This is a genomic window from Leisingera caerulea DSM 24564, assembly GCF_000473325.1.
GTDB lineage: Bacteria > Pseudomonadota > Alphaproteobacteria > Rhodobacterales > Rhodobacteraceae > Leisingera > Leisingera caerulea.
The window spans coordinates 3,026,602-3,049,680 of sequence record NZ_KI421513.1 but is presented as its reverse complement, the minus strand read 5'-3'; the positions used below and the strand labels follow the sequence as shown (position 1 = coordinate 3,049,680).

The following is a 23,079-nucleotide window of genomic DNA, read 5'->3' as shown; positions in this document are numbered from 1 at the left end:
TCAATGCGTCTGCGGCACAGTCGCCAACAGCGCACCGGGCGGGGCGGTACCGGGGCCGCATAATCGCGGCGCTGCACCCACCCTAGGACCGCGGCAGGGCCGCGGTACGCATGAAAAACGCGCGGACATCGCCGCGCGTTTATCCGACAGATACGAATGTATTATAATGATTTAGGCGTTGACGTCCACCACGACGCGGCCCTTGACCTGGCCCTTGAGGATATCCGCCCCCAGTTGCGGCAGATCGCCCAGCGTTGCGGGATGGATCATCGCTTCCAGCTTGTCCATCGGCAGGTCCTTGGCGATCCGCTGCCAGGCGCGGACGCGGTTATCATAGGGCTGCATGACGGAGTCGATGCCCAGCAGGTTCACACCGCGCAGCAGGAACGGAACAACGGTGGCCGGCAGCGCGGCGCCGCCCGCCAGACCAACCGCCGCGACTGAGGCGCCGTATTTCATCTGCCCCAGCACACGCGCCAGCATGGCGCCGCCAACGGCGTCCACGCAGCCCGCCCAGGTTTCGCTTTCCAGCGGCCGCTTGGTGGTTTCGTTGATCTCCTCGCGGGCCACGATCTGGGTTGCGCCGAGGGACTTCAGGTAGTCCGCGGTTTCCGGGCGGCCGGTGACGCCAGCCACCTCATAGCCGAGATTGGCCAGGATTGCAGTGGCCACCGACCCGACACCGCCTGCCGCGCCTGTCACCAGCACCGGCCCGTGGCCCGGCTCCAGCCCGTGGTCCTCCAGCGCCATCACCGCCAGCATCGCAGTAAAGCCCGCGGTGCCCACAGCCATTGCCTGGCGGCTGTCCAGCCCCTCTGGCAGCGGCACCAGCCAGTCGGCGCGCACGTTGGCCTTTTGGCTGTAGCCGCCCCAATGGGCCTCGCCCACACGCCAGCCGGTCAGCACCACCTTGTCGCCGGGCTTGTAACGGTCGTCTGAGGACGCCTCGACCGTGCCGGCAAAATCAATGCCCGGCACATGCGGATACTTGCGCACCAGACCGCCGCCCGGCCCGATGCAGAGCCCGTCTTTGTAGTTCACGGTGGAATATTCCACCGCTACGGTCACCTCGCCCTCGGGCAGCTGATCGAGGCTGATCTGCTCGACCGCGGCGGAGGTCTTGCCGCTCTCTTCGTCCTTGTTCACAACCAAAGCGTTGAACATCTGCCTTCTCCTTAAATCCAGAATGTGTCGCGCACGGTGGCTGTGCGCATACCGTCAGGTGTCTCCACCTCAAGTTTCGTGCCCGCATCCCAATGGGTCATGCGGATCATGCCGATCGAAACGTTGGTCTCAAAGTCCGGTGACCAGGCGGCGGACGTCACCTGCCCCGCCCGCTTGCCATTTGCAAAGACCGGCCAGGGCCGGTCGCAGCCCGGCACCGCATCGCCGTCGATCGCAATCGGGCGGATCTGCTGCACCGGGCCCTCCTTGGCCACCCGCAGCAGGGCGTCGCGGCCAATGCAGCCAATTGCCGTGTGAGTATTGCAGAACTTGCCAAGCCCGCATTCATGCGGGGTATTGTCGTCGGTCATGTCGTTGCCGTAGCTCAGCAGCCCGCCCTCGATCCGCTCGATCAGGTTGGGGCAGCCGGCCCGGACCTGCAGATCCTCGCCCGCTTCGAACAGCCGGTTCCACAGCGGCATCCCAAGGTCGCCGCCTTCAAGGTAGATCTCATAGCCGCCCTGTTTGGAATAGCCTGAGCGCGCGATCACCATGTCGCGGCCCTCGAACTGGAAGATGCCGAAGCGGAAGAAGCGGATCTTGCGCACGTCCTCGCCAAAGACGCGGTCCATCAGGTCGTCCGCGCGGGGGCCTTGAATGGCGAGCGGCGAGACGTCGGGCTCGTCCACCAGCACATCCAGCCGCCAGCCGTTGGCGATGCCCTTGACCCACAACAGCAGATCGCTGTCGGCAATCGAAATCCACCAGCGGTCGTCGCTCAGCTTGACCGCCACAGGATCGTTCAGCATGCCGCCGGTCTCGTCGACGATGGGCACGTAGAAACACTGCCCTGCCGTCATGCCGCGCAGATCGCGGGGCGTCAGCATCTGCATCAGCCGTCCGGCGTCTGGGCCGCGCAGCTCCACCTGGCGCTCGCAGGCCACGTCCCAGACTTGCACATGCTGTTTCAGGTGGCGGTAGTCGGCTTCCACGCTGTCAAAAACAGTGGGCAGCAGCATCCGGTTGTAGACCGTATAGGCCTTGACGCCGGCGGCTTCGACGCCATCGGAGAACGGGGTGCGCCGAAGGCGGCGCGACGGGGAAATCAGGGCCATGGCGTATCCTCCCAGAACCATGCGCAGGATGCCCGGCGGCCGCGCAGGCGCCGCCGCCGGAAAAGCCGTTTACTTCGGGCCGTGCCAGTCGATCTGGCAGATCTCGGCAGAGCGGCCGTCGAAATCCCAGACCCTGCCAAAGGCGCGCACGCGGCCCTTGGTTGCGGTGGCGACGGTGATGTCGGGACCCATCCAGTATTCGGTGTTGGTGACGACGATCTCCTTGCCGTCCTTGCCCTCGACCGGGACCACCGCGCCCTGGATCTTCTTGCCGACCATCAGGCGGCGCTCCTTGCCTTCGGTCTCGAACGTGACCGGTGCGCGTTCAGCGCCCAGGAACTCGCCTACCAGCATGGAGAACAGCCCGGTGGTGCCGCGCGCCGCGCCGGAGAAGATCGCGACCAGCGCATCATAGGCGTCATCCGAGGCGCGGTCGTCGATATAGGCCGCCGCTTTCCAGTTGCCGCGGCCCATGTTGCCGGGGATCTCCAGGAACAGGCCGACGTTCAGGCCCGACAGGTCAACCCCGCCGTAGTCGCCCGCGTCGATGCGCACCCCGGCCCAGGCCTGGCAGTGGCCCTCGGTCGGCGGGTGCTTGCCCAGCGACACCACGCAGGGGCAGAACACGGTGCAGTTGCAGTTGAGGATCAGTTCCCCTTTGATTGTCCAGGGCACGGTGCCCGTTGCGGCGTCCAAGGCCATATCTTAGTCTCCCTCTCAGATAATCCCTGCCGCCAGCGCCAGCGCCGCTCCCACCAGCCCCGCACCCAGCGGTTTGGTGATGTAGCGGCCCAGCTCCGGCAGCTTTTCCAAAATCATGATCACGGTCGCCAGCCCCATGAAAGCGATGTTCATGGTGCCGCCCGCAAAGGCCAGCAGCATCAGCGCCCAGCAGCAGCCCAGGCACACCAGCCCCAGCCGCAGCCCGTTGCGCAGCGGACCCTCGTCCCAGTGCTGCATAAAGAACACCAGCGGGCGGCGGCATTTGCTGAGGCAGGCTTCCTTCACCGGCGAGAACTGATAGCCGCCCGCGACCAGCAGCAGACCCGCCGACAGGTAGCGCGAGTTGCTGTCGCCGAAAGCGGTGAGCAGCTCTGCCTGGAACAGCCCCAGCTGCAGCACGGCGGCCAGCGCCGAAAAGCCCAGCCACACTGCCAGATAGCCGCCCACCAGCCAGGTGAAGCTTGTGTCCGGCGCGGTGTGGGACAGATCCTCGTAAGTGGCAAAGGCAGGCAGCGCGGTCGGCGCCATCATCGCCGCCGACATCAGCGCCCACATCATCAGCATCTTGCCAAAGCCCGCCGCATCCGGCGTCAGCGTGCAGAAGTCGCGCCAGAAATCAGGCCCGTATATGGCCCCCGCCGCGCGCAGCTCAGCCGGCGCGGACATCGCATAGAGCAGCCCCCACGCCCCCAGGATCAGCCCGAACAGGCCCAGCCAATGCCAGCCTCCCATGGTTCTGATCCGTTGTGCCAGAATGGCTTTCATGGCGCGCTCCGGGTATGAGGGTTAGCGACTCACGTCTTGAGTTTTAAATGTCAGACTTTTAAATGTCAGACAAATGATTTCTTGCCGGGCCAACTCCGGCGTAACGCAGCGTCAGGACCCTGAGCATGAAGATTGACCCCAACAGCTCCGCCGATCTTTCGGTTCAGATAGCCCAGGCGATCAAGGATGCCATCATTTCCGGCGAGCTGATTGTCGATGAGCGGCTGCCCTCCGAGGCGGAGCTGTCGGATCATTTCCAGGTGTCCCGCCCGACCGTGCGCGAAGCGCTGAAGCGACTGGCGGCGCAATCGCTGATCCGCACCCAGCGCGGCGCTTCCGGCGGGGCCTTTGTGAACCGGCTGAGCTTTGAGGACGCTTATTCGCAGCAGATCACCACTTCTACGCTGCTGCTGAGCATGAACGCGGTGAGTTTCGATACCGCCTGCGAAGCGCGATATGCGCTGGAACGCGCCTGTGCGCCGCTGTCGTCCGAGCGCCGCAGCGCGGATCACCTGGCCACCATGCGGGCGGAGATCTTCCGCCAGGGGCAGCCGGGCCTGACCGATGAGGCCTTCTGCGCCTCCGACGTGGCGTTTCACCGGGCGCTGGTGGATGGCGCGGGCAATCCGGTGCTGTCCTACCAGCTGGCCGGCGCGGTGGAGGCGATGCAGCCGCTGATGAACATGATCACCTTCACCGCCCGCGACCGCGAGGTGATCACCGGCCTGCACTCACGTATCGCCGACGCCATCGAGGCTGGCGACGGCAGTGCAGCCGTCTCCGGCCTGCAGGACCTGGAAAGCGAGACCCGCAAACTGGCCTCCGACGTCTTTGCCGCCCGGGCCCAGAAGTAGCCGCTCAACACTTTGCTAACCAAGAGCCGGGACACTGGGGATATGGTCAAGCCCGGCTCCGCCCTCTCCCCCGATATCTGGCTGCGCGATATCTTCGCCTGCAAGGCGGTGCAAAGCGGCCAGGTGCTGCGCCGCAAGATCCGCGTTATTGAGCGTTACGCCGGGATGGAGGCGTTTCTGGCCGAGGTCCGCGCCCGTGGATTTCAGGCGGTGCAAAACCGCGGGCAGGTGGTCGTGTTCTGCAACAGCGCCCCGATCCGCAGACTGGTGTGACGGCGCCGTTTTCCGGCGCGGAAATCCGCCAGAAATCCTGCGAGGATTTCCGGCGGCTCCGACGGCGGCACTGCACCAGTTTTCCGCGCCGGAAAACTGGCTGGAATCCTCGCAGGATTCCGGTTGACCCCTTTGCAACCGCAGCGAAGCACACTATATAGCTGCTGTTCCCTTGTGGAACTATGGACATAAACGCGCTCGTAATAAGCGGATCGGACCCGGGGGCGGTACCCGGCGGCTCCACCAAAATCCTTCGTTTGGGGATCATGGGGCCGAAACAGGATCGACGGACGTCTAAAGGGGTATGCTTTGTCTCGGCGGGGTGCCACCGTACCGGCCCGAACAGTACAATTGCAAACGACAATCGTGCTCCGGTTGCTCTGGCTGCGTAAGCAGTTCGAGGAATCGAAATCTAAGTCCTTGCGCCTAGCCGCGTAAGGCGGGGTTCGCAGGTACCTGGCAACAGAAACCTGCACTTTCACCACCCATGGAAACCAGCTCCGCTGCCTGCAGGGAATGCTTAAAACCTTAAGTTAAAGCTGCAATGCCAGCCGCCAGCGGCTAGGATGCCGGGTCTGTACCGGAACTGCGCCCTTAGAAAGCTGTGTATGCCTTTGCCCGCCCGATGCTGAAAAACTAACGTCCTGCGTTTCCAGCCCGGCAGTGCCGGAGCGGGAAGAGCCCTTTGCTTTGAGGCCTGCCGCCAGGATCACCGCGGCCGACTGACAGCCCCCTCTGATGCCTGCCTGAGCGGCATGGCTTTAGGTAACGAAATAATGACTCAGACACTCACCAATTCCGCAACTGAACCCTTCTCCACGCGCCGGGCTGCCGCATCCGGCGTCCGCACTGCCATGGCGGCGCCATTCGATCCGGCGAGCATGGCGGACATGCCCTTGGCCCAGCTGCTGCACTACTGGTTCGAAGAGGTCTGGAGCAGAGGCAATCTGGGTGCCGTCTCCGAAATCATGCATCGCAATACGCTGATTTCGGGGTCAGTTTCCGCGCTGGCGGAACCGGAAAGCGATTATAGCGAAGTGGTTGCCGCGCTGCGCAACCTTGTGGGCCCGATCAAAGTGACCTTCACTCATGTGATGGAGACGGACGAATGGGTGTCAGTGCGGCTGGTGGTCGCGACCAGCAATCCCCGCGATGGCGAACCTTTTGAGATCACCGGCCAGGTCATGGCGCGCGTGGAAGACGGCAGAATTGCCGAATTGCACTCCAACATGGATTATTTCCGGATGTTTGAAATGCTGGGCCAGCTGCCGCCAGAGGCCTTGGCGATCTGCCTGACGGGAGAACGGCTCCGCTAACGGGCGCATTGCGGCGGCATCATAGAGAGTTCTGATCATTGCCCCCTGCCGGAGCGGCCGCGCCCAAGCCTTGCGGTGCTTGACAGGCTGGCCAGGTGTGTGAGAGGCGCCGGTACCAAGTGGCACGGCTTGCCGCTCCGCATGGCGGAGGAGCTGTCGCGCCGGTCAATGAAGGACCATCAGCAGCTTGAGGCAGGCATGACCCATTGTGACGCGCTGTACCGCTGGGCCCTTGGCAGCCAGTGCGTTGGCCGCGACTGGCCATCGGACCGCAAGGCATGAACCCTCCCGCCTGGACGGAGATGTTCCGTGTCTTCGGGCGCATCGGGGTGCTGAGCTTCGGCGGCCCGGCGGCGCAGATTGCGGTTATGCACAAGGAACTGGTCGAGGACCGCCCGTGGCTGAGCGAGGAGAGCTTCCTGCGGGGGCTGTCCTTTTGCATGCTGCTGCCGGGGCCGGAAGCGATGCAGCTGGCCACCTACACCGGCTGGAAGATGCGCGGCACCGCCGGCGGGCTGCTGGCGGGGCTGTTGTTTGTCCTGCCGGGTGCTGCGGTGGTTGCCCTTCTGGCCTGGCTCTATGTGCAATACGGCACCCTGCCCGCGGTGCAATCGGCCTTTCTGGGCATCAAGGCCGCCGTCGTCGTCATCATCCTGCAGGCGCTTCGGCGGCTTGCAGGCAAGGCGCTGCGCAACAGGGCGGACTGGATGCTGGCCGGGTTTGGCTTTGCCGCGCTGTTCCTGCTGAACCTGCCGTTTCCGCTGGTGGTGCTGGCGGCCGCCCTTACCGGATACTTGCGCAAGGCAGCAGACCCGGATCTCCCAGCCGCCGCCGCGCCCTTCCAGGCTGCCAGCAGTTTGCGGACCATTGCCGTCTGGGGCAGCCTGTGGCTGCTGCCGCTGATCGCGCTCAGCCTGTCCGGCGCGGGTTTTCTGGCCGACGTGGGCTGGTTCTTCTCCAAGCTTGCTGTGGTGACCTTCGGCGGTGCCTACGCGGTGCTGGCCTACATCAGCCAGACGGTAGTGAGCCAGTTCGGCTGGATCACCGCCGGGCAAATGATCGACGCGCTGGGACTGGCCGAGACCACCCCCGGCCCCCTGATCCTGGTCACCCAGTTTGTCGCCATGCTGTCGGGGCTGCTGCAGGATGGATTGGGCCTGTTCCTGGCGGCGGGCGCGGTGGCGCTGTGGGCGACCTTCATGCCCTGCTTTCTGTGGATCTTTGCTGCTGCGCCTTATGTCGAACGCATCGCCGCGCATCCGCGGCTTGGCATGGCACTGAAGGCAGTAACCGCCACGGTCGCGGGAGTCATCCTGAACCTGTCGGTCTGGTTCCTGATGCATGTGGCCTTTGCCAATACCCAGGTTTTTGACGCAGGCATCCTGCATGTCCCCGTACCAGTCTGGAGCAGCATGAACGCCACCGCCGTCCTGCTGGTTCTGCTGGCGCCGCTGGCGGCCTGGATGGTGCGCGGCAATATGCTGCTGTTACTGGCCGCCATGGCCTGCGCCGCGCTGGCCATGACAGGAATCCCGTTTGCGATCAGTTAACTGCGGCTGTTTCCTGAGAGCGGTTCCGTTCCAAAAATAATTCTGCCGGACAAAAGGGCGGTCTTTTGTTTCCGCCAGAATCTCTTATGCTTAAGGGCAAATGAACAAAGGGTGACTGCATGTCCCGTGAAATCGACTATGGCAACCTGATGCACTCAGCCATGCGCGGCCTGATCCGGACCGTGCTGCAGGATATCGCTGAGAACGGCTTGCCGGGTAACCACCACTTTTTCATCACATTCGACACGGCCCACCCGGATGTGGAACTGGCCGATTGGCTGTCCGACCGCTACCCTGGCGAAATGACCGTGGTCATGCAGCACTGGTTCGACAATCTGACAGTGGATGATGAAGGTTTTGCCGTCACACTGAACTTCGGCGACTCGCCGGAACCGCTTTATATCCCCTATGACGCCATCCGCACCTTTGTCGACCCGTCGGTTGAGTTCGGACTGCGCTTCGAAAGCGCCGATGAAGAGCCGGAAGGCTATGCAGCGGCGCCGGATGCGGAGGAGGAGCAGGACACCGTGCAAGCCCCGGCCGAGGAAAAGAAGAACGCCGACATCGTTTCGCTGGACAGCTTCCGCAAATAGCACACGCAGACATCCCGGTTCGCGAAAGGCGGCTGCGAAGGCCGCCTTTTTCTGTCTGTATCACTGCCGCGACAGGAATGTGCTGAGCTGCCGCCGCGGCTCACCGTTCAGGCGTGAGGTATAGTCCAGATCCAGTCCGCCTTCGGCCAGTGTCCGGTCGTATTGCTGCATCTCATAATCGCCGTTGGGATGGATATACAGCGAGAACACCGTCAGTGTGTCATCAGTGATGCGGCCCCAGACAAACGGCTCCCCCTTCATCGGGTCGAGCGGCACCGAATGGCCGAAAACATTGCGGGTCATCGCTGCGGAAAACACGCCGTCGCGGGCGCTGGGCAGGAACTCGATCTCATAGGTTTTCGATTTCCGGCGCCCGTCGTCCTTTTCCGTCGTTGACGTCCACTTGATGGTGAACCCCTTCTTCAATTCGCGGATCACCACGCTCATATCCCGGGGATCGGTGTCACCGTCCTCCTTCACGATCTCGACGCTGCCGGCGTATTCGCCCGCAAAACGGGAAATATCCGCGCGCGCCCAATGCGGCAGCAGCAAGAGGGCCGCCGCCGCAAGCACGGCGGCAAAGCTCAACGTGAACGTGAAGTTTCGCATAAGCGTCGGCACGTTGCATTTCCTTCCGGATGTCCCAGCCTGCCCCTGCACTGTAACCATAGCATGGTTTCAGGCAATGGCATGTCCTGGAATGCGCCAATTCGGCACTATACCTGTCCGCGTGATTGGCTATGCTGCGCGCAACTGGCCAATTGCACTGCAGCAACGCGCAGGCTAAACGGCATGCAATCGCATACGCAACGGAGAGAAGACGGATGTCCGAAACCCGCACCGAAACCGACAGCTTTGGCCCGCTTGAGGTCCCCGCAGACAAGTACTGGGGCGCCCAGACCCAGCGGTCGATCATGAACTTCCCGATCGGCTGGGAAAAGCAGCCGGTCGCCATCGTGCGCGCGCTGGGGGTGATTAAGCAGGCCTGCGCCATGGCCAACAAGGAGTCGGGCAAGCTGGACGCGAAAATCGCCGATGCCGTCATCCAGGCCGCCAGCGAAGTTGTGGCTGGCAAGTTCGACGACAACTTCCCGCTGGTGGTGTGGCAGACCGGATCGGGCACCCAGTCCAACATGAACTCGAACGAAGTGATCGCAAACCGCGCCATCGAGATTCTGGGCGGCACCATCGGCACCAAAGATCCGGTTCACCCGAACGATCACTGCAACATGGGCCAGTCCTCCAACGACACCTTCCCGACCGCGATGCATATCGCCACTGCGATGATGGTGCGCGACGTGCTGGTGCCGGGCCTGACCAAGCTGGCCGAAGGGCTGGAAAAGAAGTCCGAAGAGTTCAAGGACATCATCAAGATCGGCCGCACCCACACCCAGGACGCGACGCCGCTGACCCTGGGCCAGGAATTCGGCGGTTACGCGCATCAGATCCGCCAAGGGCTGGCGCGGGTCGAGGCGGCCATGCCCGGGATCTATGAGCTGGCGCAGGGCGGCACCGCCGTGGGCACCGGCCTGAACACCCAGAAGGGCTGGAGCGAGAAGGTTGCCGCCAATATGGCAGAGATTACCGGTCTGCCTTTTGTCACCGCCCCGAACAAGTTCGAGGCGCTGGCGGCGCATGACGCCATGGTATTCCTGTCCGGCGCGCTCGCGACCATTGCGGGCAGCTGCTACAAGATCGCCAACGACATCCGCTTCCTGGGCTCCGGCCCGCGCTCCGGCCTCGGCGAGCTGATCCTGCCGGAGAACGAGCCGGGCTCCTCGATCATGCCGGGCAAGGTGAACCCGACCCAGGCAGAGGCGCTGACCCAGGTGGCAGCCCATGTGATGGGCAATGACGCGGCGATCAAGTTCGCAGGCTCCCAGGGCCATTTTGAGCTGAACGTCTACAATCCGATGATGTCCTACAACCTGCTGCAGTCGATCCAGCTGCTGGGCGATGCGGCGGACAGCTTTACTGAGCGGATGCTGAACGGCATCAAGGCCAATGAGCCGCGCATCGAAAAGCTGATGAAAGAGTCGCTGATGCTGGTCACGGCACTGGCACCGACCATCGGCTACGACAACGCGACCACCGTGGCCAAGACCGCGCATAAGAACGGCACCACGCTGAAGGAAGAAGCTGTCAAGCTGGGCTTCGTGGATGAAGCCACCTTTGACGCCGTGGTGCGGCCTGAGCAGATGATCGGGCCGAAGGACTGATGGGAAAACCGGTCAATCTGAACCGGTTCAGAAAAGAAAAAGCACGGGCCGAGAAAAAGGCCCGTGCTGACCGGAACGCCGTGACCTTTGGGCGCACCAAGGCAGAAAAAGATCTGGACAATGCGCGCAACGCTCATGAGATCAAGCGTCTGGACGAGCACAAGCGCGACGAATGAGCTCCCGCCCCAAGAAGCATTCCCTGACCCTGCGCGGGCACCGGACCTCGGTGTCGCTGGAGGATGACTTCTGGGATGCCTTCCGCGAGATTGCAGCCGCCGAAGACCGGGCAATTAACGACTTGGCAGCCGAAATCGATGAAACCCGCGGCGAGGACTGCGGGCTGGCATCTGCCATCCGGCTGTTTGTGCTGCGGCGGTTAAGGGCGGGTTAACCACGCTCCCGGACACTTACCGCATGGCGCATGTGTTCCGTACAATTTCCCCTGAGTTGTGGATGCAGCAGATTTTCGTTGTGAAGTCTGCCCGCCAAGGCGGTGTCGTGCGGCGAAAACTGCGCGATGCCGAACGCAATGTTGGCCTGCCCCGGCTGCAAGCCGAAGTGAAACGCCGCGGCTATCATGCGGTGTTGAACGGCGATCAGGTCGTCATCTTCTGCAACAATGAACCCGTTCACTTGTTGAGCTGACGCCAAAGTTTTCTGAAAACTTTGGCCAAAACTTTTCAAAATAGTTTTGGCTGCCGCGGCGACAGTTGCAGCCATATTCCATTCTTCGACCGCACCGTCAAATGCGCCACAGGCACCGGCGCCTTGCCCGCCGCCGGTTCGATACGGAACCGGCGCAGGATCATCGACAGGACCAGCGGCCCCTCCACCATCGCAAACCCCGCCCCCGTGCACACGCGGGCACCGGCTGAGAACGGGATGTAGGCGTCCCGCTGGCATTGCTTGCCGTTCTCTGTCCCCCAGCGCGCGGGATCAAAGCCGTCCGGGTTCTCCCACAACCGCTCATGCCGGTGCAGGTGCCAAGGGCTGAGCACCATCTGCGCACCTTTAGGCACTGCACGGTTGCGGAAGCGTTCGGGGCATACGGCCTCCCGCACCATCATGGGCACCGGCGGATACAGCCGCAGGGTCTCGCGGAACACATCGCGGCTGATCTTAAGCCGTGAGACCGCAGCGAAGCTCTCATCCTCCAGCGCGGCCGCCTCTGCGGCCACTTTCTCCTGCCAGTCCGGGTAGAGCGCCATCAAATAGAGCGCCCAGGCCAAAGCGGAGGCGCTGGTTTCATGTCCTGCCAGGAAGAATATCGCGACCTGGTCCACCATCTCGGCGGTGTCGAAGGTGCTGCCGGTTTCCGGGTCCCGGGTGGTCATGATCTTGGTCGCCAGGTCATCGGGCGCCCTGCCCGCCTTAATCGCAGCCATCCGTTCGGTGGTCAGTTGCGCGATCAGCGCCCGGATCGTCTTTGCATTCTGCCGGGTCCCGGCGCGGAAAAGCCGCGGCATCCAGCGCGGCAGCCGCACGAAGGCGGCCAGGTTCAGCAATGGCTGGCTGCGCTGATAGTCGCGGAACCGGGTGAAGACTTCGCCGGCCACCTCATGATCGATCGGGATGGAAAACAGCGTGCGGAAGATGACGTCAGCCGCCGCGTGCGAGGTTTCCTCCTCGATCTCCACTGGCCCCGTCCGCCCTTCCAGCCGCTTGACCGCCGCCTCTGCCGCGGCGCGCATCGCCGGGTAGGTATCCTTCAGCCGTCCGCCCTCGAACGCCGGATCAATGATCCGCCGCTGCCGCTTCCAGGCCTCGCCATTGGTCAGAAACACGGAATTGCCCAGCAAGGGCTTCAGCCCTTCGGCAATGCGGTCCGACTTGGGGAAATCCTCAGGCCGCTCTTTCAGCAGCAGCTTCACCAGATCCGGCTGATTGACCAGAAAGGAGCGGAAAAACGGCGTCCGGAACTCGGCCATCCAGGCGCGGTAGAGGCGCGCGGGCTGGGCCGACAGAATGTCCTGGCGGAACAGTTTTGCATAGCGCCACAGCGACACCCGGTCGGGGCGCGCAGGCGGTTTCGGCGGCATCACTTGGGTCATCCGGCGGCAACCGACGTGAACTTCGACACCGGCACGTCAATCCGCGACTGCGAGGGTTTCCGGTTCCTGTAGCGCTCTGCCAGCGTCAGCGGCCCGGCTGTAATCCGGAAATAGTCGTAGTCGCCCGGCCGGTCAAAGGCGCAAAGATACTGGAAATGCAGCCGGAAGAAGCGCCAGCGCAGCTGCTGCCAGCGCTCCGGGCTGAGGGTCTGGGTGAAGGCGGCGGAGAACACCAGCGGCCAGCGCTTGCCCTCCGGCGCGACGCCGCTGACGGCGACCGGATCACACAGCGCAAAGGCGCAGCCATCGCCCGGCGCGGTCACATCCACCCAGGCAAGCTCGGTGCGCTGGGACAGGTATTTCAAGTCGGCCCGCAGCCGCTTGGCTTGAGGCAGGAAGGAAACCATCGGCACCACCTGCCCCAGCGTGAGAAACCCAAGGGCGGGGCGGTCCTCAGGCAGCCCGTCCCGGATCAGGTCCGCCAGAACCGACACCCCCAGATGCGCACCGGAGGAGTGGCCGACGACCAGCACCTCGTCCAGGGTTTTATCGTGCAAGGCGTCTGCAATCAGAGCGCGGAATTCGCCCATCCGCACGTCCATCTCCGGCGGGATCGCACCGCGGGAGGCTGCCGAATGCGCGTAGTCGTGCATCAGGTAATAGGCGAAGAACTTGCCATCGCGTTTCTTGAACCAGCGCAGCAGCGCATAGCCGGCGCCAAGACCCAGCAGCCAGGCTGGCAGCGCGGCGGAAAGGCCGTTCAGCCCGGCAGAACCGGCAATAAGGCCAATGGCATGCGCCACGCCCCATGCCAGCAGCAGCGCCAGCAGCGCCTGCAGAAGCAGCATCCCAACCGGATAGAGCGCGGCAATTACTGGCCCTTTGCGAAGCCGCATCAGCCGCCTGAGCGCGCCGGTGGAGATGTAGATCCAGGCTGTCCGCAGCAGCTGCCAGTAGGTGCCCGGGATCGTGGCCTCCATGCTGCCGCGCACGATGTCGGACCAGACCAGCACTTCGATGTCCGCCTCGGTCCGCTGCCCGTCCATCACCGCTGCAACATGCCAGCCGTATAGTCCCTTGGTCTGCTTCGGTGAGAGCGTCAGGCTGTAGCCGGAAATCCCGGCCTGCGCGGCGCCTTCCGTGCGGTAGAGCTCGCGGTAGCGGCGCGGGTGAATCGGATCATAGCCGGGAATATAGAACACCCGGCGTTTGCGCACCTGCTGGGGGTTGGAACCCATGTGATCCACGCTGTTGATCCGCGCTGTCCTGCTCTGACGTTTCAAGCGCAGACTAACAGCGCTTTCCGGCAAGAGTAAGGCCGGGAGAGACAAAGAAAAACGGGGACCCTGAGGCCCCCTTGGAAACGCGCGGATCAGCCCAGTGTTGCCAGCGCCGGGAAGGTCTCCAGCAGCCACCAGGAGAAGGTGGTGAACAGGCCGGTGACCAGCATGATGCCGACAAAAAGCAACAGGCCGCCCATCACCTTTTCGATAAGGCCCATGTGGCGCTTCATCTTGTTCATCAGCGTCATTGAGCGATTGAGGAACATCGCGGCCAGCAGGAAGGGCACGCCCAGACCCGCGGCATAAACGCCCAGCAGGATGGTGCCGCGGCTGACTGAAGCTTCGGATGCCGCCAGCGACAGGATGGCGCCCAGCTGCGGCCCGATGCAGGGGGTCCAGCCAAAGGCAAAGGCCAGCCCCAGCACATAGGCCCCCAACGCGGAACCGCCGGATTCGCCGGCCTCCATCCGCGCCTCGCGGTCCAGCAGCGGAATGCGGAAAACCGACAGGAAGTGCAGACCGAAGATGATCACCACAACACCTGAAACCTGAGCGAAAAGCTCCTGATTTTGCAGCACAAAGGCGCCAAACGCCGAGGCCGTGAAGCCCAGCAGCAGGAACACCGTGGACAACCCCAGCACAAAAAACAGCGCCGCAATGATGGCCTTGCGCCGCGCGGCGACCGTGCCCTGCATCTCGCCGATGGTGACCCCGCTCATATACGCCAGATACGGCGGCACAATCGGCAGCACGCAGGGCGACAGGAAACTGATAACGCCGCCCAGCAGCGCCACCAGCATGGCAGGGAGCAGCCCTGCGTCGATGATCTCGATTCCAAACATGGTCCAACACTTATGCCAGCGGGCGGCCAACGTCACGGGGACGGCTGGTCACATCCTTGTGGACAGCATGAAACATCCCCCTTATCTGAACACCATGAGCGAGATCAAAGAGACCCTTGATGCAATCGGGCTGCTGTGCCCCCTGCCCGTCCTGAAGGCGCGCAAGCGGCTGAAATCGCTGCAGCCTGGCCACGTGCTGCAGCTGCTGGCGGATGACCCGGCGGCGGTGATCGACGTGCCGCATTTCTGCAATGAGGCAGGGCATGAGTTCCTGGGCCACAGCGAAGGCGCGGGCCATCAGATCTACCTGATCCGCAAAGGCGGCTAATCCGGAAATCTCTGCAGCGCCTGCAACTGGCGGCGCCGGAATTCTGCGAAAACTCCGGCTCGGAGAACACGCGTTTTCCGGGCCGTTTCCTGCGCCGGGAAACGGTGTTTCGCGCGCGGCCTGCAGTTCCTTAACTGACAGCAGCTTTAAATGAAAAAGGCAGGCTTGGAAGCCTGCCTTTTCCTTAAGTCATGTGTCTGGCTCAACCGCCCATCGACCACCAGCCGCGGCGTTTCGGTTTAGGCGGGGCTGCGGGTTCCGGCTCTGACCCGGCGCCGGCCATGGCAGGCTCCGGCTGCTTTTCCTCTTCCGCGGCAACGGGTTCCAGCTGTGCTGCCTCTTTCACAGCGGGCTGCTCCCCGGCGGCTTCTGCAGCGGTTTCTTCAGCAGGCTGCTCTTCGACCGCTTCCACAGCCTCCTCAGACGGCGCGGCGTCTGCAGCAGCGGCCAGTTCTTCTGCCGGAGCGGCCTGATCAGATGCCTCAGCAGGTTCTGCGTCCCCGGCGGCGGTGTCCCCCGCGCTGTCCGCAACCGCAGCAGCTGCGTGTTCTGCCGTCTCCTCAGCCGGAACGTCCGCAGCTGTTTCTGCGGCAGGCGCTTCGGCAACTTCAGCCGCAGCCGGAGCATCCTCTTGAGCGGCATCGGAGCTCTCAACAGCGGCACCGGCCTCTGCATTGTCCGCTTCGGCACTGTCCGCCTCGGCACTGTCCGCCTCGGCCTGTTTGGCCTTCGGCTTGCGCGAACGGGACCGGGTACGGGTGCGGGACGGTTTCTTCTCCTTCACCTCTTCCGCGGCAGGCTCCTCCGCCTCAGAGGCAGCTTCCTGCGCTTCGTCGGCCTCTTCCTTGGGCTGGTCCTGATCTTCGGACGTCTCCTCTCCGTTCTCGCCCGCCTGGGACTGATCGCCGTTGCCGGACTTCCGGCGGCGGCGGCGGCGGCGCTTGCGCTTGGGCTTGTCGTCCTGCGGTGCCGTGTCTTCGGCGGTCTCAGGCGCCTCAGCGGCGGCAGGTGCCTCGTCCTCGTCTTGCGTGGCTTCCTCCGCGTCCACCTGATCCATGATCGAGGTATCAACCGACACAACCGGAGCAGTGGCCGCAGGCACAGTGCGGGACGCGGTCTTGAACTTCTCCAGCACAAAGTCCGGGCTGACCAGATGCGCGTCGCCTTCGATGCGCACGGACAGGCCGTAACGCGCCTCGATCTGGGCGATATGCTCGCGTTTCTGGTTCATCAGGAAGTTGGCAATGGACACCGGGCAGCGCACCAGCACCTCGCGGGAGCGGCGGCGGGTGCCCTCTTCCTCGATCTGGCGCAGGATCGACAGCGCCATCGAATCGTCGGAACGGATCAGGCCGGTACCGTGGCAATGCGGGCACGGCGCGGTGGTCGCCTCGATCATGCCGGGGCGCAGCCGCTGGCGCGACATTTCCATCAGGCCGAAGCCCGAGATCCGGCCCACCTGAATACGGGCGCGGTCCGTCTTCAGCTTGTCCTTCATGCGCTTTTCGACGGCGGCGTTGTTCTTGCGCTCGTCCATGTCGATGAAGTCAATCACAATCAGGCCCGCAAGGTCGCGCAGACGCAGCTGGCGCGCCACTTCTTCGGCAGCCTCCAGGTTGGTCTTGAGCGCGGTTTCCTCGATCGAGGCTTCCTTGGTCGCTCGGCCGGAGTTGACGTCGATCGCCACCAGCGCTTCGGTCACGCCGATCACGATATAGCCGCCGGACTTCAGCTGCACCACCGGGTTGAACATGCCGCCCAGGTAGCTTTCGACCTGATAGCGGGCGAACAGCGGCAGCGCGTCCTGGTAATGCTTCACGTTCTTGGCGTGGGACGGCATGATCATCTTCATGAAGTCCTTGGCGATGCGGTAGCCGCGGTCGCCTTCCACCAGAACCTCGTCGATCTCGCGGTTGTACAGGTCGCGGATCGAGCGTTTGATCAGGTCGCCCTCTTCGTAGATCTTGGCCGGCGCGATGGATTTCAGCGTCAACTCGCGGATCTGTTCCCACAGGCGCTGCAGGTATTCGTAATCGCGCTTGATCTCCGCCTTGGTGCGTTTGGCCCCGGCGGTGCGCACGATCAGGCCCGCGCCGGTCGGCACGTCGAGTTCGGAGGCAATGTCCTTGAGCTTCTTGCGGTCGGCAGCATTGGTGATCTTGCGGGAGATGCCGCCGCCTCGGGCGGTGTTCGGCATCAGCACACAGTAGCGGCCTGCCAGCGACAGGTAGGTGGTCAGTGCCGCGCCCTTGTTGCCGCGCTCTTCCTTGACGACCTGCACCAGCAGCACCTGGCGCACCTTGATCACTTCCTGGATCTTGTAGCGGCGCGGGCGCGGCTTGCGCGGCGGGCGGATATCCTCGCTGTCGTCCTCGTCAGCGACGGACTCGATGTTCTCGTCCTTGGATGTGGCGTCAGCCCGGCGGGGTTCGCCGTTTTCCTCGCCTTCCTCACCGGCAGCGTCGTCGCTGGCGGTTTCAGCCTTGGCTTCTTCTGCGCCCGTTCCGGCTTCAGCTTCAGCAGGCGCGTCACCGGCCTCTTCTGCAGGTTCTTCCGCGGCGGCCTCTTCAGCAGGAGCGGACACTTCAACCGACTCGGCCGCAGTCTCTTCGCCTGCCTCGGCAGGAGCTTCCTTTGCCGCCGGCTCAGCCGGGGCTTCGCCTTCGTCTTCCGGCTCTTCCACCGGAGTTTCCGCGACACGTTCCACCGGCGAGGAGCCTTCGGGCACCTCGGCCAGTTCCGCAGGCACGTCCGCGGCTTCGGCGCTGTCGCTCAGGTCGATGGTTTCCATCCCGGCGATTTCACCGGTTTTTTCCTCCGAGGCGTCAACCTCCTTGGTCTCCACCGCGTCACCGGAAGCAGCCTTGGCCGCCTTGGCGGCAGACCGGGACTTGCGGGCGCGCTTCGGCTTGGACGGTTTTTCGTCCTCTTCCTCGTCGCGGGCGCGCATTGCCTCAGCATAGGCGCGTTCTTCCTCCATCAGGGCCTCACGGTCCGCGACGGGGATCTGGTAATAATCCGGGTGGATTTCCGAGAACGCAAGGAAGCCGTGGCGGTTGCCGCCATAGTCGACAAACGCCGCCTGAAGCGACGGTTCGACCCGGGTTACCTTTGCGAGATAGATATTGCCAGCAAGCTGGCGTTTGTTTTCGGATTCAAAGTCGAACTCCTCAACCTTGTTTCCATCGACCACCACAACGCGGGTTTCTTCCGCGTGGGTGGCGTCAATAAGCATCTTCTTTGCCATGTGTCCTTGGTGCACCTGCCCTGTGCGCCCGCAAGCTGTCTGCTTCCAGGCGGCCGCGCGCGTTTCGGGTGGTGTCTTGTCAGGGCGATCTGGGACGGCGCGGTGCAGCAGGTGGTCCCGGGGACTGTGCCCGGCCTTCCTGCCTCAGTGCTCTTCGCTCTCACGCGCGTCATCGCGGTTCTTCTCCGGCAGGCGGGCCATAGCCTTCCCTGCCCTATAATCCCTGCGCCGGCTTGAATTCCGGCTCGGGCGCTAAACTGCCCCCTCAGTCAAGGGGGCCAATCGGTCTGGCTGCAGCTTTCTCGGGTCGTGCCGGACAAAAGCCGAAGCCAGCGAAACTCATCAGAACGGGGGAAGGCAATTGCCGGTTTCCAGCCCGTTGGGACAGCATAAGGCCTGTGGATAGGTAATGACAATGGGCATTCGTCACCGCAGGACCTGAAAATGAAATCCGCCTGCTGTTACCCGGAAAGTGGTTAACTTTTCATTGAAATTCAGCGGTCTACCGAAGGTCCGCTAGAAGTCCGGCGCCACAAATAGAGGTGTTCCGGGCCGCTTCCCGCATTGGAAAACGGCCCTGGAGAGCGGTTAGGCCAGGTAATCCGAGCGCTGCAGGCCGTATTTTGCCATTTTCTCGTTCAGCGTCCGGCGCGGCAGGCACAGTTCATCCATCACGCTGGCAATGGAGCCCTTGTGGCGGCGCATGGTGTTGTCGATCAGCATGCGCTCAAAGGCTTCCACATATTCTTTCAGCGGCTTGCCTTCGGTGGTCATCACCGGCTGCATTTCCTCGTGATCGGACATCAGCAGCGAGGCGATGGTGCCGGAGCCCCGGCGCGACTGCAGCACCGCGCGTTCAGCGATGTTGATCAGCTGGCGGACATTGCCCGGCCAGGGCGCCTGCAAGAGCTGCGCCGCTTCCTGGGCGCTGACCTGCGGCGCATCGCAGCCGTACTCCTCGGAAAACTGCTCGCTGAGGCGGGTGAACAGCGTCAGGATATCCTCGCCGCGCTGGCGCAGCGGCGGCACGGTGATGCGCAGCGCCGCCAGACGGTAGAACAGGTCCGGCCGCAGCGCGTCTTCGCAGGTCTTGCCGGCTTCCTGCAGGTTGGAGATCGCGATGATCCGGGTTTCGGCAGGCGTCCCCTGCTCGTTGATCACGCTCAGGAGCTTGGCCTGCAGGGTTTCCGACAGCGCGTCAATGTCTTCCAGCACCAGGGTACCGCCGCGGGCTTCCTCGATGGCAGGCAGCATGCTGTCTTCTGGCTGCATCGGGCCGAACAGGCGTTTGGCCAGCGCCTCTTCTTCCAAAGCGGCACAGGAGACCAGCACGAATTTCTTGCCCGCACGGCTGCCGACTGCATGCAGCGCATGGGCGACCAGCGTCTTGCCGGTGCCGGTCTCGCCGTCGATCAGCACATGGCCGTCGGCCTGACCGAGGTCGAGAATATCCTCGCGCAGGCGCTCCATCACCGGGCTTTGGCCGATCAGCTTCTTCATGATCTGCGAACCGTCCGACAGCTCGCGCCGCAGCGCCCGGTTGTCGAGCGTCAGGCGGCGGGCGCCGGTGGCGCGCTTGGCCAGCTCCGACATGCGGTCCGGGTTGAAGGGCTTTTCCAGGAAGTCGAAGGCCCCGACGCGCATTGCCTCAACCGCCATCGGCACATCGCCGTGGCCGGTGATCATGATCACCGGCAGCGCGCTGTCAGTGCCCATCAGCTTTTTCAGAAACTGCATGCCGTCCATGCCCGGCATTTTAATGTCGGAGATCACGATCCCCGGGTAATCCGGCCCCAGCACCTTGAGCGCTTCCTCAGCGCTGGAGAAGGTCTCTGTGTCATACCCTGACAGCGCCAGCCACTGGCTGATCGACTGCCGCATATCCTGTTCATCATCGACGATCGCGATTTTCATAGCCTGGGCCATGCGCGTTCACTCCTAATCACTCCGGGCTGCCCTATTCAGCAGCTTCGATACCGTCCACCAGGACCGGCAATTGCATCTCAAAGACCGCGCCGCCGCTCTGTCCGTTGCGGGCGGTCAGCCGTCCCCCAAGGTCGTTGACGATCCCCGAGGAGATGGCAAGACCCAAACCAACCCCGTCGCCGGGCTGCTTGGTGGTGTAGAAAGGCTCGAATAGGTTGTCGAAGTCCTTGATTCCCACCCCATTGTCGCGCACCGACAGGGTTGCCGTCTCACCGGCGGCCAGCAGGATTTCCACCTCCGGGTCCGCCACGGATTTGGTGGCGTCCAGCGCGTTGCGCAAGAGGTTGACCATAACTTGTTCCAGGCGCATCCGGTCGCCCATCACCATAACAGGTTCTTCGGGCAAAATCCGGGTGATTTTCACATGCCTCTGGCGCAGCTGCGGCTCCATCATCGACAGGCTGGAGGCCAGCGCATCGCCCAAGTTTACAGGGCTGAACGCGTCGCCGCCCTTGCGCGCGTAGGATTTGAGCTGGCGGGTGATCGCGCCCATCCGCTCGATCAGGTCGTCGATGCGGCCGAAGGAGGCCAGCGCCTCATCCGGGCGGTTGCGGTTGAGCAGCAGGCGGGCGCCGGCCAGGTAAGTTTTCATCGCCGCCAGCGGCTGGTTCAACTCATGGCTGACGGCGGCCGACATCTCGCCCAGGGCAGCCAGTTTGGAGCTTTGCGCCAGGCTCTGCTCGGCCACGGCGAGGGTCTTTTGCATCCGTTCCCGCTCGGCGATTTCCCGCTGCAGGCGCGCGTTCAATACGCGAAGCTCTGCCGACTCCCGCTGGAACAGCGCCATCCGCAGCGCGGTCTTGCGGCTCAGCGCATAGAAGGCGAGCGCCAAAAGGATCGCGAATCCCATGATTTCCAGCGCCAGCACGGCATTTACCCGCTCCCGCACCGACGAATAGGTGGTGAAGGACGCCATCCGCCAGCCCTGGAACGGCACCCTCGTTTCCAGCCGCATCACCGCCTCGCCCTGCAGATAGGCATCGGGCGGCAGCGCGGTCCAGTCGGTGGTTGCGCGGATCGCCCGCTGGATCGCGCCTTCGGGCGTCTGCAGCGTCAGCGCATCGCCTTCCTTCAGGCCGCGCCAGCGCGCTTCGGTGGCCAGGATGATGGTGCCGGTGCTGTCGGTCACAAGCACCGCGTCGGAAATCCCCGCCCAGGCGCGTTCGAATTTCTGCAGGTCCACCTCAACCACAATCGCGCCCAGAACGCCGGTCGCATCAATAATGCGGCGGGAGTAGGTAAAGCGGTAGCCGCCCACCTCGCGCGGGATGACCGAGAATACGGTCGACTTGGCCCGCACCGCATCAACAAAATAGGCTGCATTGCGGTGGTTAGAGCCCAGCCGGTTGCGGTCGGTGGCCGCCACCGTGCGCCCGTCCTGCGCCAGCAGCATGATCGAGGCCGCACCGATCTCATCGACAAAGGAGATAAGCCGCTGGGTAGACAGCGAGAAATCGCTGGACTGAAGCGCCGAGATCAAGGTCTGGTCGCGCGCCAGAAGCTGCGGCACGATGGCATGCTGGCGCAGCTCGCTGAGCAGGTTGCCGGAATAAAGCGCCAGCCGCAGCTCCGCCCGGTTGCGGGTGCTTTCGGTGAACCGGTGGGTCAGCGCCCGGTTGGTGGTCCAGACGGTGACCGCCGCGACCACCATGAACAGCACAAGCGCCAGCCGCGCCCGCCACGAAATCGTGCGCGAACCTGCCTTGGCTTTGCTTTTGGTCGTGTCAGAGCGCGGGGCGGTCATAACTCATACCTATTGCGGCCGCCCCGCATCCTCAAGTCACGCCGCGGTGACCATTCCCGCCAATGCGCGGAACACTGCCGCACCATCGGTGCCGCCATGGCCCTCATCCGCGGCCCGTTCCGGGTGCGGCATCATGCCGAGAACACGGCGGTTTTCCGAAAGGATGCCAGCAATGTCCGCGACCGAGCCGTTGGGGTTATCTTCATAGGTGAAGGCCACACGGTCCTGGTCCTGCAGCGCCTTGACGGTGTCCGCGTCGGCAAAATAGTTGCCGTCATGATGCGCGATCGGCACCCCGATCACATCGCCCGCGCTGTAGCCCTGGGTAAAGACGCTATCGGAGGTGGCGACCTTCAGGTTCACAGTGCGGCAGATGTATTTCAGGCCTGCATTGCGCAGCAGCGCCCCCGGCAGCACGCCGGTCTCAGTCAGGATCTGAAAGCCGTTGCAGACGCCGATGGCGTAGCCGCCGCGGTCGGCATGTTCGATCACCGCCTTGCAGATCGGCGACTGCGCCGCAATGGCGCCGCAGCGCAGGTAGTCGCCATAGGAAAAGCCGCCCGGCACCCCAACGATATCGACGCCGCCGGGCAGCGCGCTGTCCTTGTGCCAGACCATCGACACATCGAACCCGGCCTGCTCAAACGCGACCGCCAGATCGCGGTCGCAGTTCGAACCGGGGAAGACTACTACCGCCGCCTTCATCACTGCATCTCGATGCTGTAGGATTCGATCACGGTGTTGGCCAGCAGCTTCTCGCACATCGCGGTCACATCTGCCTCGGTGGCGCCTTCGGCCAGATCCAGGTCGATCACCTTGCCCTGACGCACGCCTTCAACCTTCTCAAAGCCCAAGGCTCCCAGCGCGTGGCGCACGGCCTCGCCCTGCGGATCCAGAACCCCGTTCTTCAGCATCACATGCACCCGTGCCTTCATCGCATCATCCCTCAGGTTTTCGATGGCGAAGCCCCATCCAGGCTTCTTCTTTGCAAAAATACTCAAGGACCCGCGGCGCGGTCAGGCGCAG

The 23,079-nt window shown here is 63.6% G+C and carries 23 protein-coding genes and 1 other RNA gene; 10 read left to right on the top strand and 14 right to left on the bottom strand.

Annotated elements, in window-relative coordinates; genetic code table 11:
* Nucleotides 1–171: 171 nt before the first annotated feature.
* The 4 genes from acuI to CAER_RS0122125 form a co-directional block, all read right to left on the bottom strand.
* The gene (acuI, locus tag CAER_RS0122140; RefSeq protein WP_027237415.1) at nucleotides 172–1,164 is read right to left on the bottom strand and encodes an acryloyl-CoA reductase; all 993 of its coding nucleotides are present in this window, start codon (nucleotides 1,162–1,164) and stop codon (nucleotides 172–174) included.
* Between the two features lie 11 nt (nucleotides 1,165–1,175).
* Nucleotides 1,176–2,279: a dimethylsulfoniopropionate demethylase gene (locus CAER_RS0122135; protein WP_027237414.1), complete on the bottom strand. Its 1,104-nt coding sequence runs from the start codon at nucleotides 2,277–2,279 to the stop codon at nucleotides 1,176–1,178.
* A gap of 69 nt (nucleotides 2,280–2,348) precedes the next feature.
* Nucleotides 2,349–2,981: a DUF1326 domain-containing protein gene (locus CAER_RS0122130; protein ID WP_027237413.1), complete on the bottom strand. Its 633-nt coding sequence runs from the start codon at nucleotides 2,979–2,981 to the stop codon at nucleotides 2,349–2,351.
* Nucleotides 2,982–2,996: 15 nt separating this feature from the next.
* Complete coding sequence (locus CAER_RS0122125; RefSeq protein WP_027237412.1) at nucleotides 2,997–3,767, bottom strand: DUF2182 domain-containing protein; 771 nt, start codon at nucleotides 3,765–3,767, stop codon at nucleotides 2,997–2,999.
* A 125-nt stretch (nucleotides 3,768–3,892) separates the two neighbouring features.
* On the opposite strand from CAER_RS0122125, the gene CAER_RS0122120 reads away from it, so the two are divergent.
* The 6 genes from CAER_RS0122120 to CAER_RS0122095 all read left to right on the top strand — a co-directional run bounded on the left by CAER_RS0122120 (nucleotide 3,893) and on the right by CAER_RS0122095 (nucleotide 8,353).
* Nucleotides 3,893–4,621 (top strand): FadR/GntR family transcriptional regulator, encoded by a 729-nt coding sequence (locus CAER_RS0122120; protein ID WP_027237411.1) that lies wholly within the window; start codon nucleotides 3,893–3,895, stop codon nucleotides 4,619–4,621.
* A 12-nt stretch (nucleotides 4,622–4,633) separates the two neighbouring features.
* Nucleotides 4,634–4,894 carry an aspartate aminotransferase gene (locus CAER_RS0122115; RefSeq protein ID WP_409359726.1) on the top strand — a complete coding sequence of 87 codons (261 nt, stop codon included), beginning with the start codon at nucleotides 4,634–4,636 and terminating at the stop codon, nucleotides 4,892–4,894.
* A 127-nt stretch (nucleotides 4,895–5,021) separates the two neighbouring features.
* Nucleotides 5,022–5,371, top strand: a transfer-messenger RNA (tmRNA) gene (gene ssrA / locus CAER_RS29375).
* A gap of 299 nt (nucleotides 5,372–5,670) precedes the next feature.
* Complete coding sequence (locus CAER_RS0122110) at nucleotides 5,671–6,210, top strand: nuclear transport factor 2 family protein (protein WP_051357838.1); 540 nt, start codon at nucleotides 5,671–5,673, stop codon at nucleotides 6,208–6,210.
* Nucleotides 6,211–6,488: 278 nt separating this feature from the next.
* Complete coding sequence (gene chrA / locus CAER_RS0122100) at nucleotides 6,489–7,760, top strand: chromate efflux transporter (RefSeq protein ID WP_027237408.1); 1,272 nt, start codon at nucleotides 6,489–6,491, stop codon at nucleotides 7,758–7,760.
* A 119-nt stretch (nucleotides 7,761–7,879) separates the two neighbouring features.
* Entirely contained in the window at nucleotides 7,880–8,353 is a 474-nt protein-coding gene (locus CAER_RS0122095) for an SspB family protein (protein ID WP_027237407.1), read from the top strand.
* 60 nt (nucleotides 8,354–8,413) lie between these two features.
* Here CAER_RS0122095 and CAER_RS0122090 read toward each other — a convergent pair whose 3' ends face one another.
* On the bottom strand, nucleotides 8,414–8,962 hold the full coding sequence (locus CAER_RS0122090) for a hypothetical protein (RefSeq protein ID WP_154667851.1): 549 nt from the start codon (nucleotides 8,960–8,962) through the stop codon (nucleotides 8,414–8,416).
* A gap of 215 nt (nucleotides 8,963–9,177) precedes the next feature.
* On the opposite strand from CAER_RS0122090, the gene fumC reads away from it, so the two are divergent.
* The 3 genes from fumC to CAER_RS0122075 are packed head-to-tail and all read left to right on the top strand — an operon-like array spanning nucleotide 9,178 to nucleotide 10,963.
* On the top strand, nucleotides 9,178–10,572 hold the full coding sequence (fumC, locus tag CAER_RS0122085; protein ID WP_027237405.1) for a class II fumarate hydratase: 1,395 nt from the start codon (nucleotides 9,178–9,180) through the stop codon (nucleotides 10,570–10,572).
* Nucleotides 10,572–10,748, top strand: coding sequence for a DUF4169 family protein (locus tag CAER_RS0122080; protein ID WP_027237404.1), 177 nt, complete (start codon nucleotides 10,572–10,574; stop codon nucleotides 10,746–10,748). The genes fumC and CAER_RS0122080 overlap by 1 nt, the downstream gene beginning before the upstream one ends.
* Nucleotides 10,745–10,963, top strand: coding sequence for a ribbon-helix-helix domain-containing protein (locus CAER_RS0122075; protein ID WP_027237403.1), 219 nt, complete (start codon nucleotides 10,745–10,747; stop codon nucleotides 10,961–10,963). Before CAER_RS0122080 ends, CAER_RS0122075 begins: the two co-directional genes overlap by 4 nt.
* Here CAER_RS0122075 and CAER_RS29860 read toward each other — a convergent pair.
* From CAER_RS29860 to CAER_RS0122055, 4 genes are all read right to left on the bottom strand, one after another.
* Nucleotides 10,960–11,292 (bottom strand): hypothetical protein, encoded by a 333-nt coding sequence (locus CAER_RS29860; protein ID WP_154667818.1) that lies wholly within the window; start codon nucleotides 11,290–11,292, stop codon nucleotides 10,960–10,962. The genes CAER_RS0122075 and CAER_RS29860 overlap by 4 nt on opposite strands.
* Complete coding sequence (locus CAER_RS0122065; protein WP_027237401.1) at nucleotides 11,253–12,623, bottom strand: cytochrome P450; 1,371 nt, start codon at nucleotides 12,621–12,623, stop codon at nucleotides 11,253–11,255. Before CAER_RS0122065 ends, CAER_RS29860 begins: the two co-directional genes overlap by 40 nt.
* The gene (locus CAER_RS0122060) at nucleotides 12,620–13,861 is read right to left on the bottom strand and encodes a hypothetical protein (protein ID WP_027237400.1); all 1,242 of its coding nucleotides are present in this window, start codon (nucleotides 13,859–13,861) and stop codon (nucleotides 12,620–12,622) included. The genes CAER_RS0122065 and CAER_RS0122060 overlap by 4 nt, the downstream gene beginning before the upstream one ends.
* 134 nt (nucleotides 13,862–13,995) lie before the next feature.
* A complete protein-coding gene (locus tag CAER_RS0122055) occupies nucleotides 13,996–14,748 on the bottom strand; it encodes a cytochrome c biogenesis CcdA family protein (protein WP_027237399.1) in 753 nt (250 codons plus the stop codon).
* 94 nt (nucleotides 14,749–14,842) lie between these two features.
* Here CAER_RS0122055 and CAER_RS0122050 point away from each other — a divergent pair, with 94 nt between their 5' ends.
* Nucleotides 14,843–15,076, top strand: a complete 234-nt coding sequence (locus CAER_RS0122050; protein ID WP_027237398.1) for a sulfurtransferase TusA family protein — start codon at nucleotides 14,843–14,845, stop codon at nucleotides 15,074–15,076.
* Between the two features lie 202 nt (nucleotides 15,077–15,278).
* On the opposite strand, the gene CAER_RS0122045 is transcribed toward CAER_RS0122050, so the two are convergent.
* The 5 genes from CAER_RS0122045 to purS all read right to left on the bottom strand — a co-directional run bounded on the left by CAER_RS0122045 (nucleotide 15,279) and on the right by purS (nucleotide 22,988).
* Nucleotides 15,279–18,323, bottom strand: a complete 3,045-nt coding sequence (locus tag CAER_RS0122045) for an Rne/Rng family ribonuclease (protein WP_027237397.1) — start codon at nucleotides 18,321–18,323, stop codon at nucleotides 15,279–15,281.
* 588 nt (nucleotides 18,324–18,911) lie between these two features.
* Nucleotides 18,912–20,249, bottom strand: a complete 1,338-nt coding sequence (locus tag CAER_RS0122040) for a sigma-54-dependent transcriptional regulator (RefSeq protein ID WP_027237396.1) — start codon at nucleotides 20,247–20,249, stop codon at nucleotides 18,912–18,914.
* Between the two features lie 31 nt (nucleotides 20,250–20,280).
* Nucleotides 20,281–22,053: an ATP-binding protein gene (locus tag CAER_RS0122035; RefSeq protein ID WP_027237395.1), complete on the bottom strand. Its 1,773-nt coding sequence runs from the start codon at nucleotides 22,051–22,053 to the stop codon at nucleotides 20,281–20,283.
* 36 nt (nucleotides 22,054–22,089) lie between these two features.
* Entirely contained in the window at nucleotides 22,090–22,758 is a 669-nt protein-coding gene (gene purQ, locus CAER_RS0122030) for a phosphoribosylformylglycinamidine synthase subunit PurQ (protein WP_027237394.1), read from the bottom strand.
* Entirely contained in the window at nucleotides 22,758–22,988 is a 231-nt protein-coding gene (gene purS / locus CAER_RS0122025) for a phosphoribosylformylglycinamidine synthase subunit PurS (protein ID WP_027237393.1), read from the bottom strand. The genes purQ and purS overlap by 1 nt, the downstream gene beginning before the upstream one ends.
* Nucleotides 22,989–23,079: the final 91 nt, after the last annotated feature.

Coding starts and splice junctions, on each gene's coding strand:
- acuI (WP_027237415.1), bottom strand. CDS start 1,164: ATGTTCAACGCTTTGGTTGTGAACAAGGACGAAGAGAGCGGCAAGACC.
- CAER_RS0122135 (WP_027237414.1), bottom strand. CDS start 2,279: ATGGCCCTGATTTCCCCGTCGCGCCGCCTTCGGCGCACCCCGTTCTCC.
- CAER_RS0122130 (WP_027237413.1), bottom strand. CDS start 2,981: ATGGCCTTGGACGCCGCAACGGGCACCGTGCCCTGGACAATCAAAGGG.
- CAER_RS0122125 (WP_027237412.1), bottom strand. CDS start 3,767: ATGAAAGCCATTCTGGCACAACGGATCAGAACCATGGGAGGCTGGCAT.
- CAER_RS0122120 (WP_027237411.1), top strand. CDS start 3,893: ATGAAGATTGACCCCAACAGCTCCGCCGATCTTTCGGTTCAGATAGCC.
- CAER_RS0122110 (WP_051357838.1), top strand. CDS start 5,671: ATGACTCAGACACTCACCAATTCCGCAACTGAACCCTTCTCCACGCGC.
- chrA (WP_027237408.1), top strand. CDS start 6,489: ATGAACCCTCCCGCCTGGACGGAGATGTTCCGTGTCTTCGGGCGCATC.
- CAER_RS0122095 (WP_027237407.1), top strand. CDS start 7,880: ATGTCCCGTGAAATCGACTATGGCAACCTGATGCACTCAGCCATGCGC.
- CAER_RS0122090 (WP_154667851.1), bottom strand. CDS start 8,962: ATGCGAAACTTCACGTTCACGTTGAGCTTTGCCGCCGTGCTTGCGGCG.
- fumC (WP_027237405.1), top strand. CDS start 9,178: ATGTCCGAAACCCGCACCGAAACCGACAGCTTTGGCCCGCTTGAGGTC.
- CAER_RS0122080 (WP_027237404.1), top strand. CDS start 10,572: ATGGGAAAACCGGTCAATCTGAACCGGTTCAGAAAAGAAAAAGCACGG.
- CAER_RS0122075 (WP_027237403.1), top strand. CDS start 10,745: ATGAGCTCCCGCCCCAAGAAGCATTCCCTGACCCTGCGCGGGCACCGG.
- CAER_RS29860 (WP_154667818.1), bottom strand. CDS start 11,292: ATGGCTGCAACTGTCGCCGCGGCAGCCAAAACTATTTTGAAAAGTTTT.
- CAER_RS0122065 (WP_027237401.1), bottom strand. CDS start 12,623: ATGACCCAAGTGATGCCGCCGAAACCGCCTGCGCGCCCCGACCGGGTG.
- CAER_RS0122060 (WP_027237400.1), bottom strand. CDS start 13,861: ATGGGTTCCAACCCCCAGCAGGTGCGCAAACGCCGGGTGTTCTATATT.
- CAER_RS0122055 (WP_027237399.1), bottom strand. CDS start 14,748: ATGTTTGGAATCGAGATCATCGACGCAGGGCTGCTCCCTGCCATGCTG.
- CAER_RS0122050 (WP_027237398.1), top strand. CDS start 14,843: ATGAGCGAGATCAAAGAGACCCTTGATGCAATCGGGCTGCTGTGCCCC.
- CAER_RS0122045 (WP_027237397.1), bottom strand. CDS start 18,323: ATGGCAAAGAAGATGCTTATTGACGCCACCCACGCGGAAGAAACCCGC.
- CAER_RS0122040 (WP_027237396.1), bottom strand. CDS start 20,249: ATGGCCCAGGCTATGAAAATCGCGATCGTCGATGATGAACAGGATATG.
- CAER_RS0122035 (WP_027237395.1), bottom strand. CDS start 22,053: ATGACCGCCCCGCGCTCTGACACGACCAAAAGCAAAGCCAAGGCAGGT.
- purQ (WP_027237394.1), bottom strand. CDS start 22,758: ATGAAGGCGGCGGTAGTAGTCTTCCCCGGTTCGAACTGCGACCGCGAT.
- purS (WP_027237393.1), bottom strand. CDS start 22,988: ATGAAGGCACGGGTGCATGTGATGCTGAAGAACGGGGTTCTGGATCCG.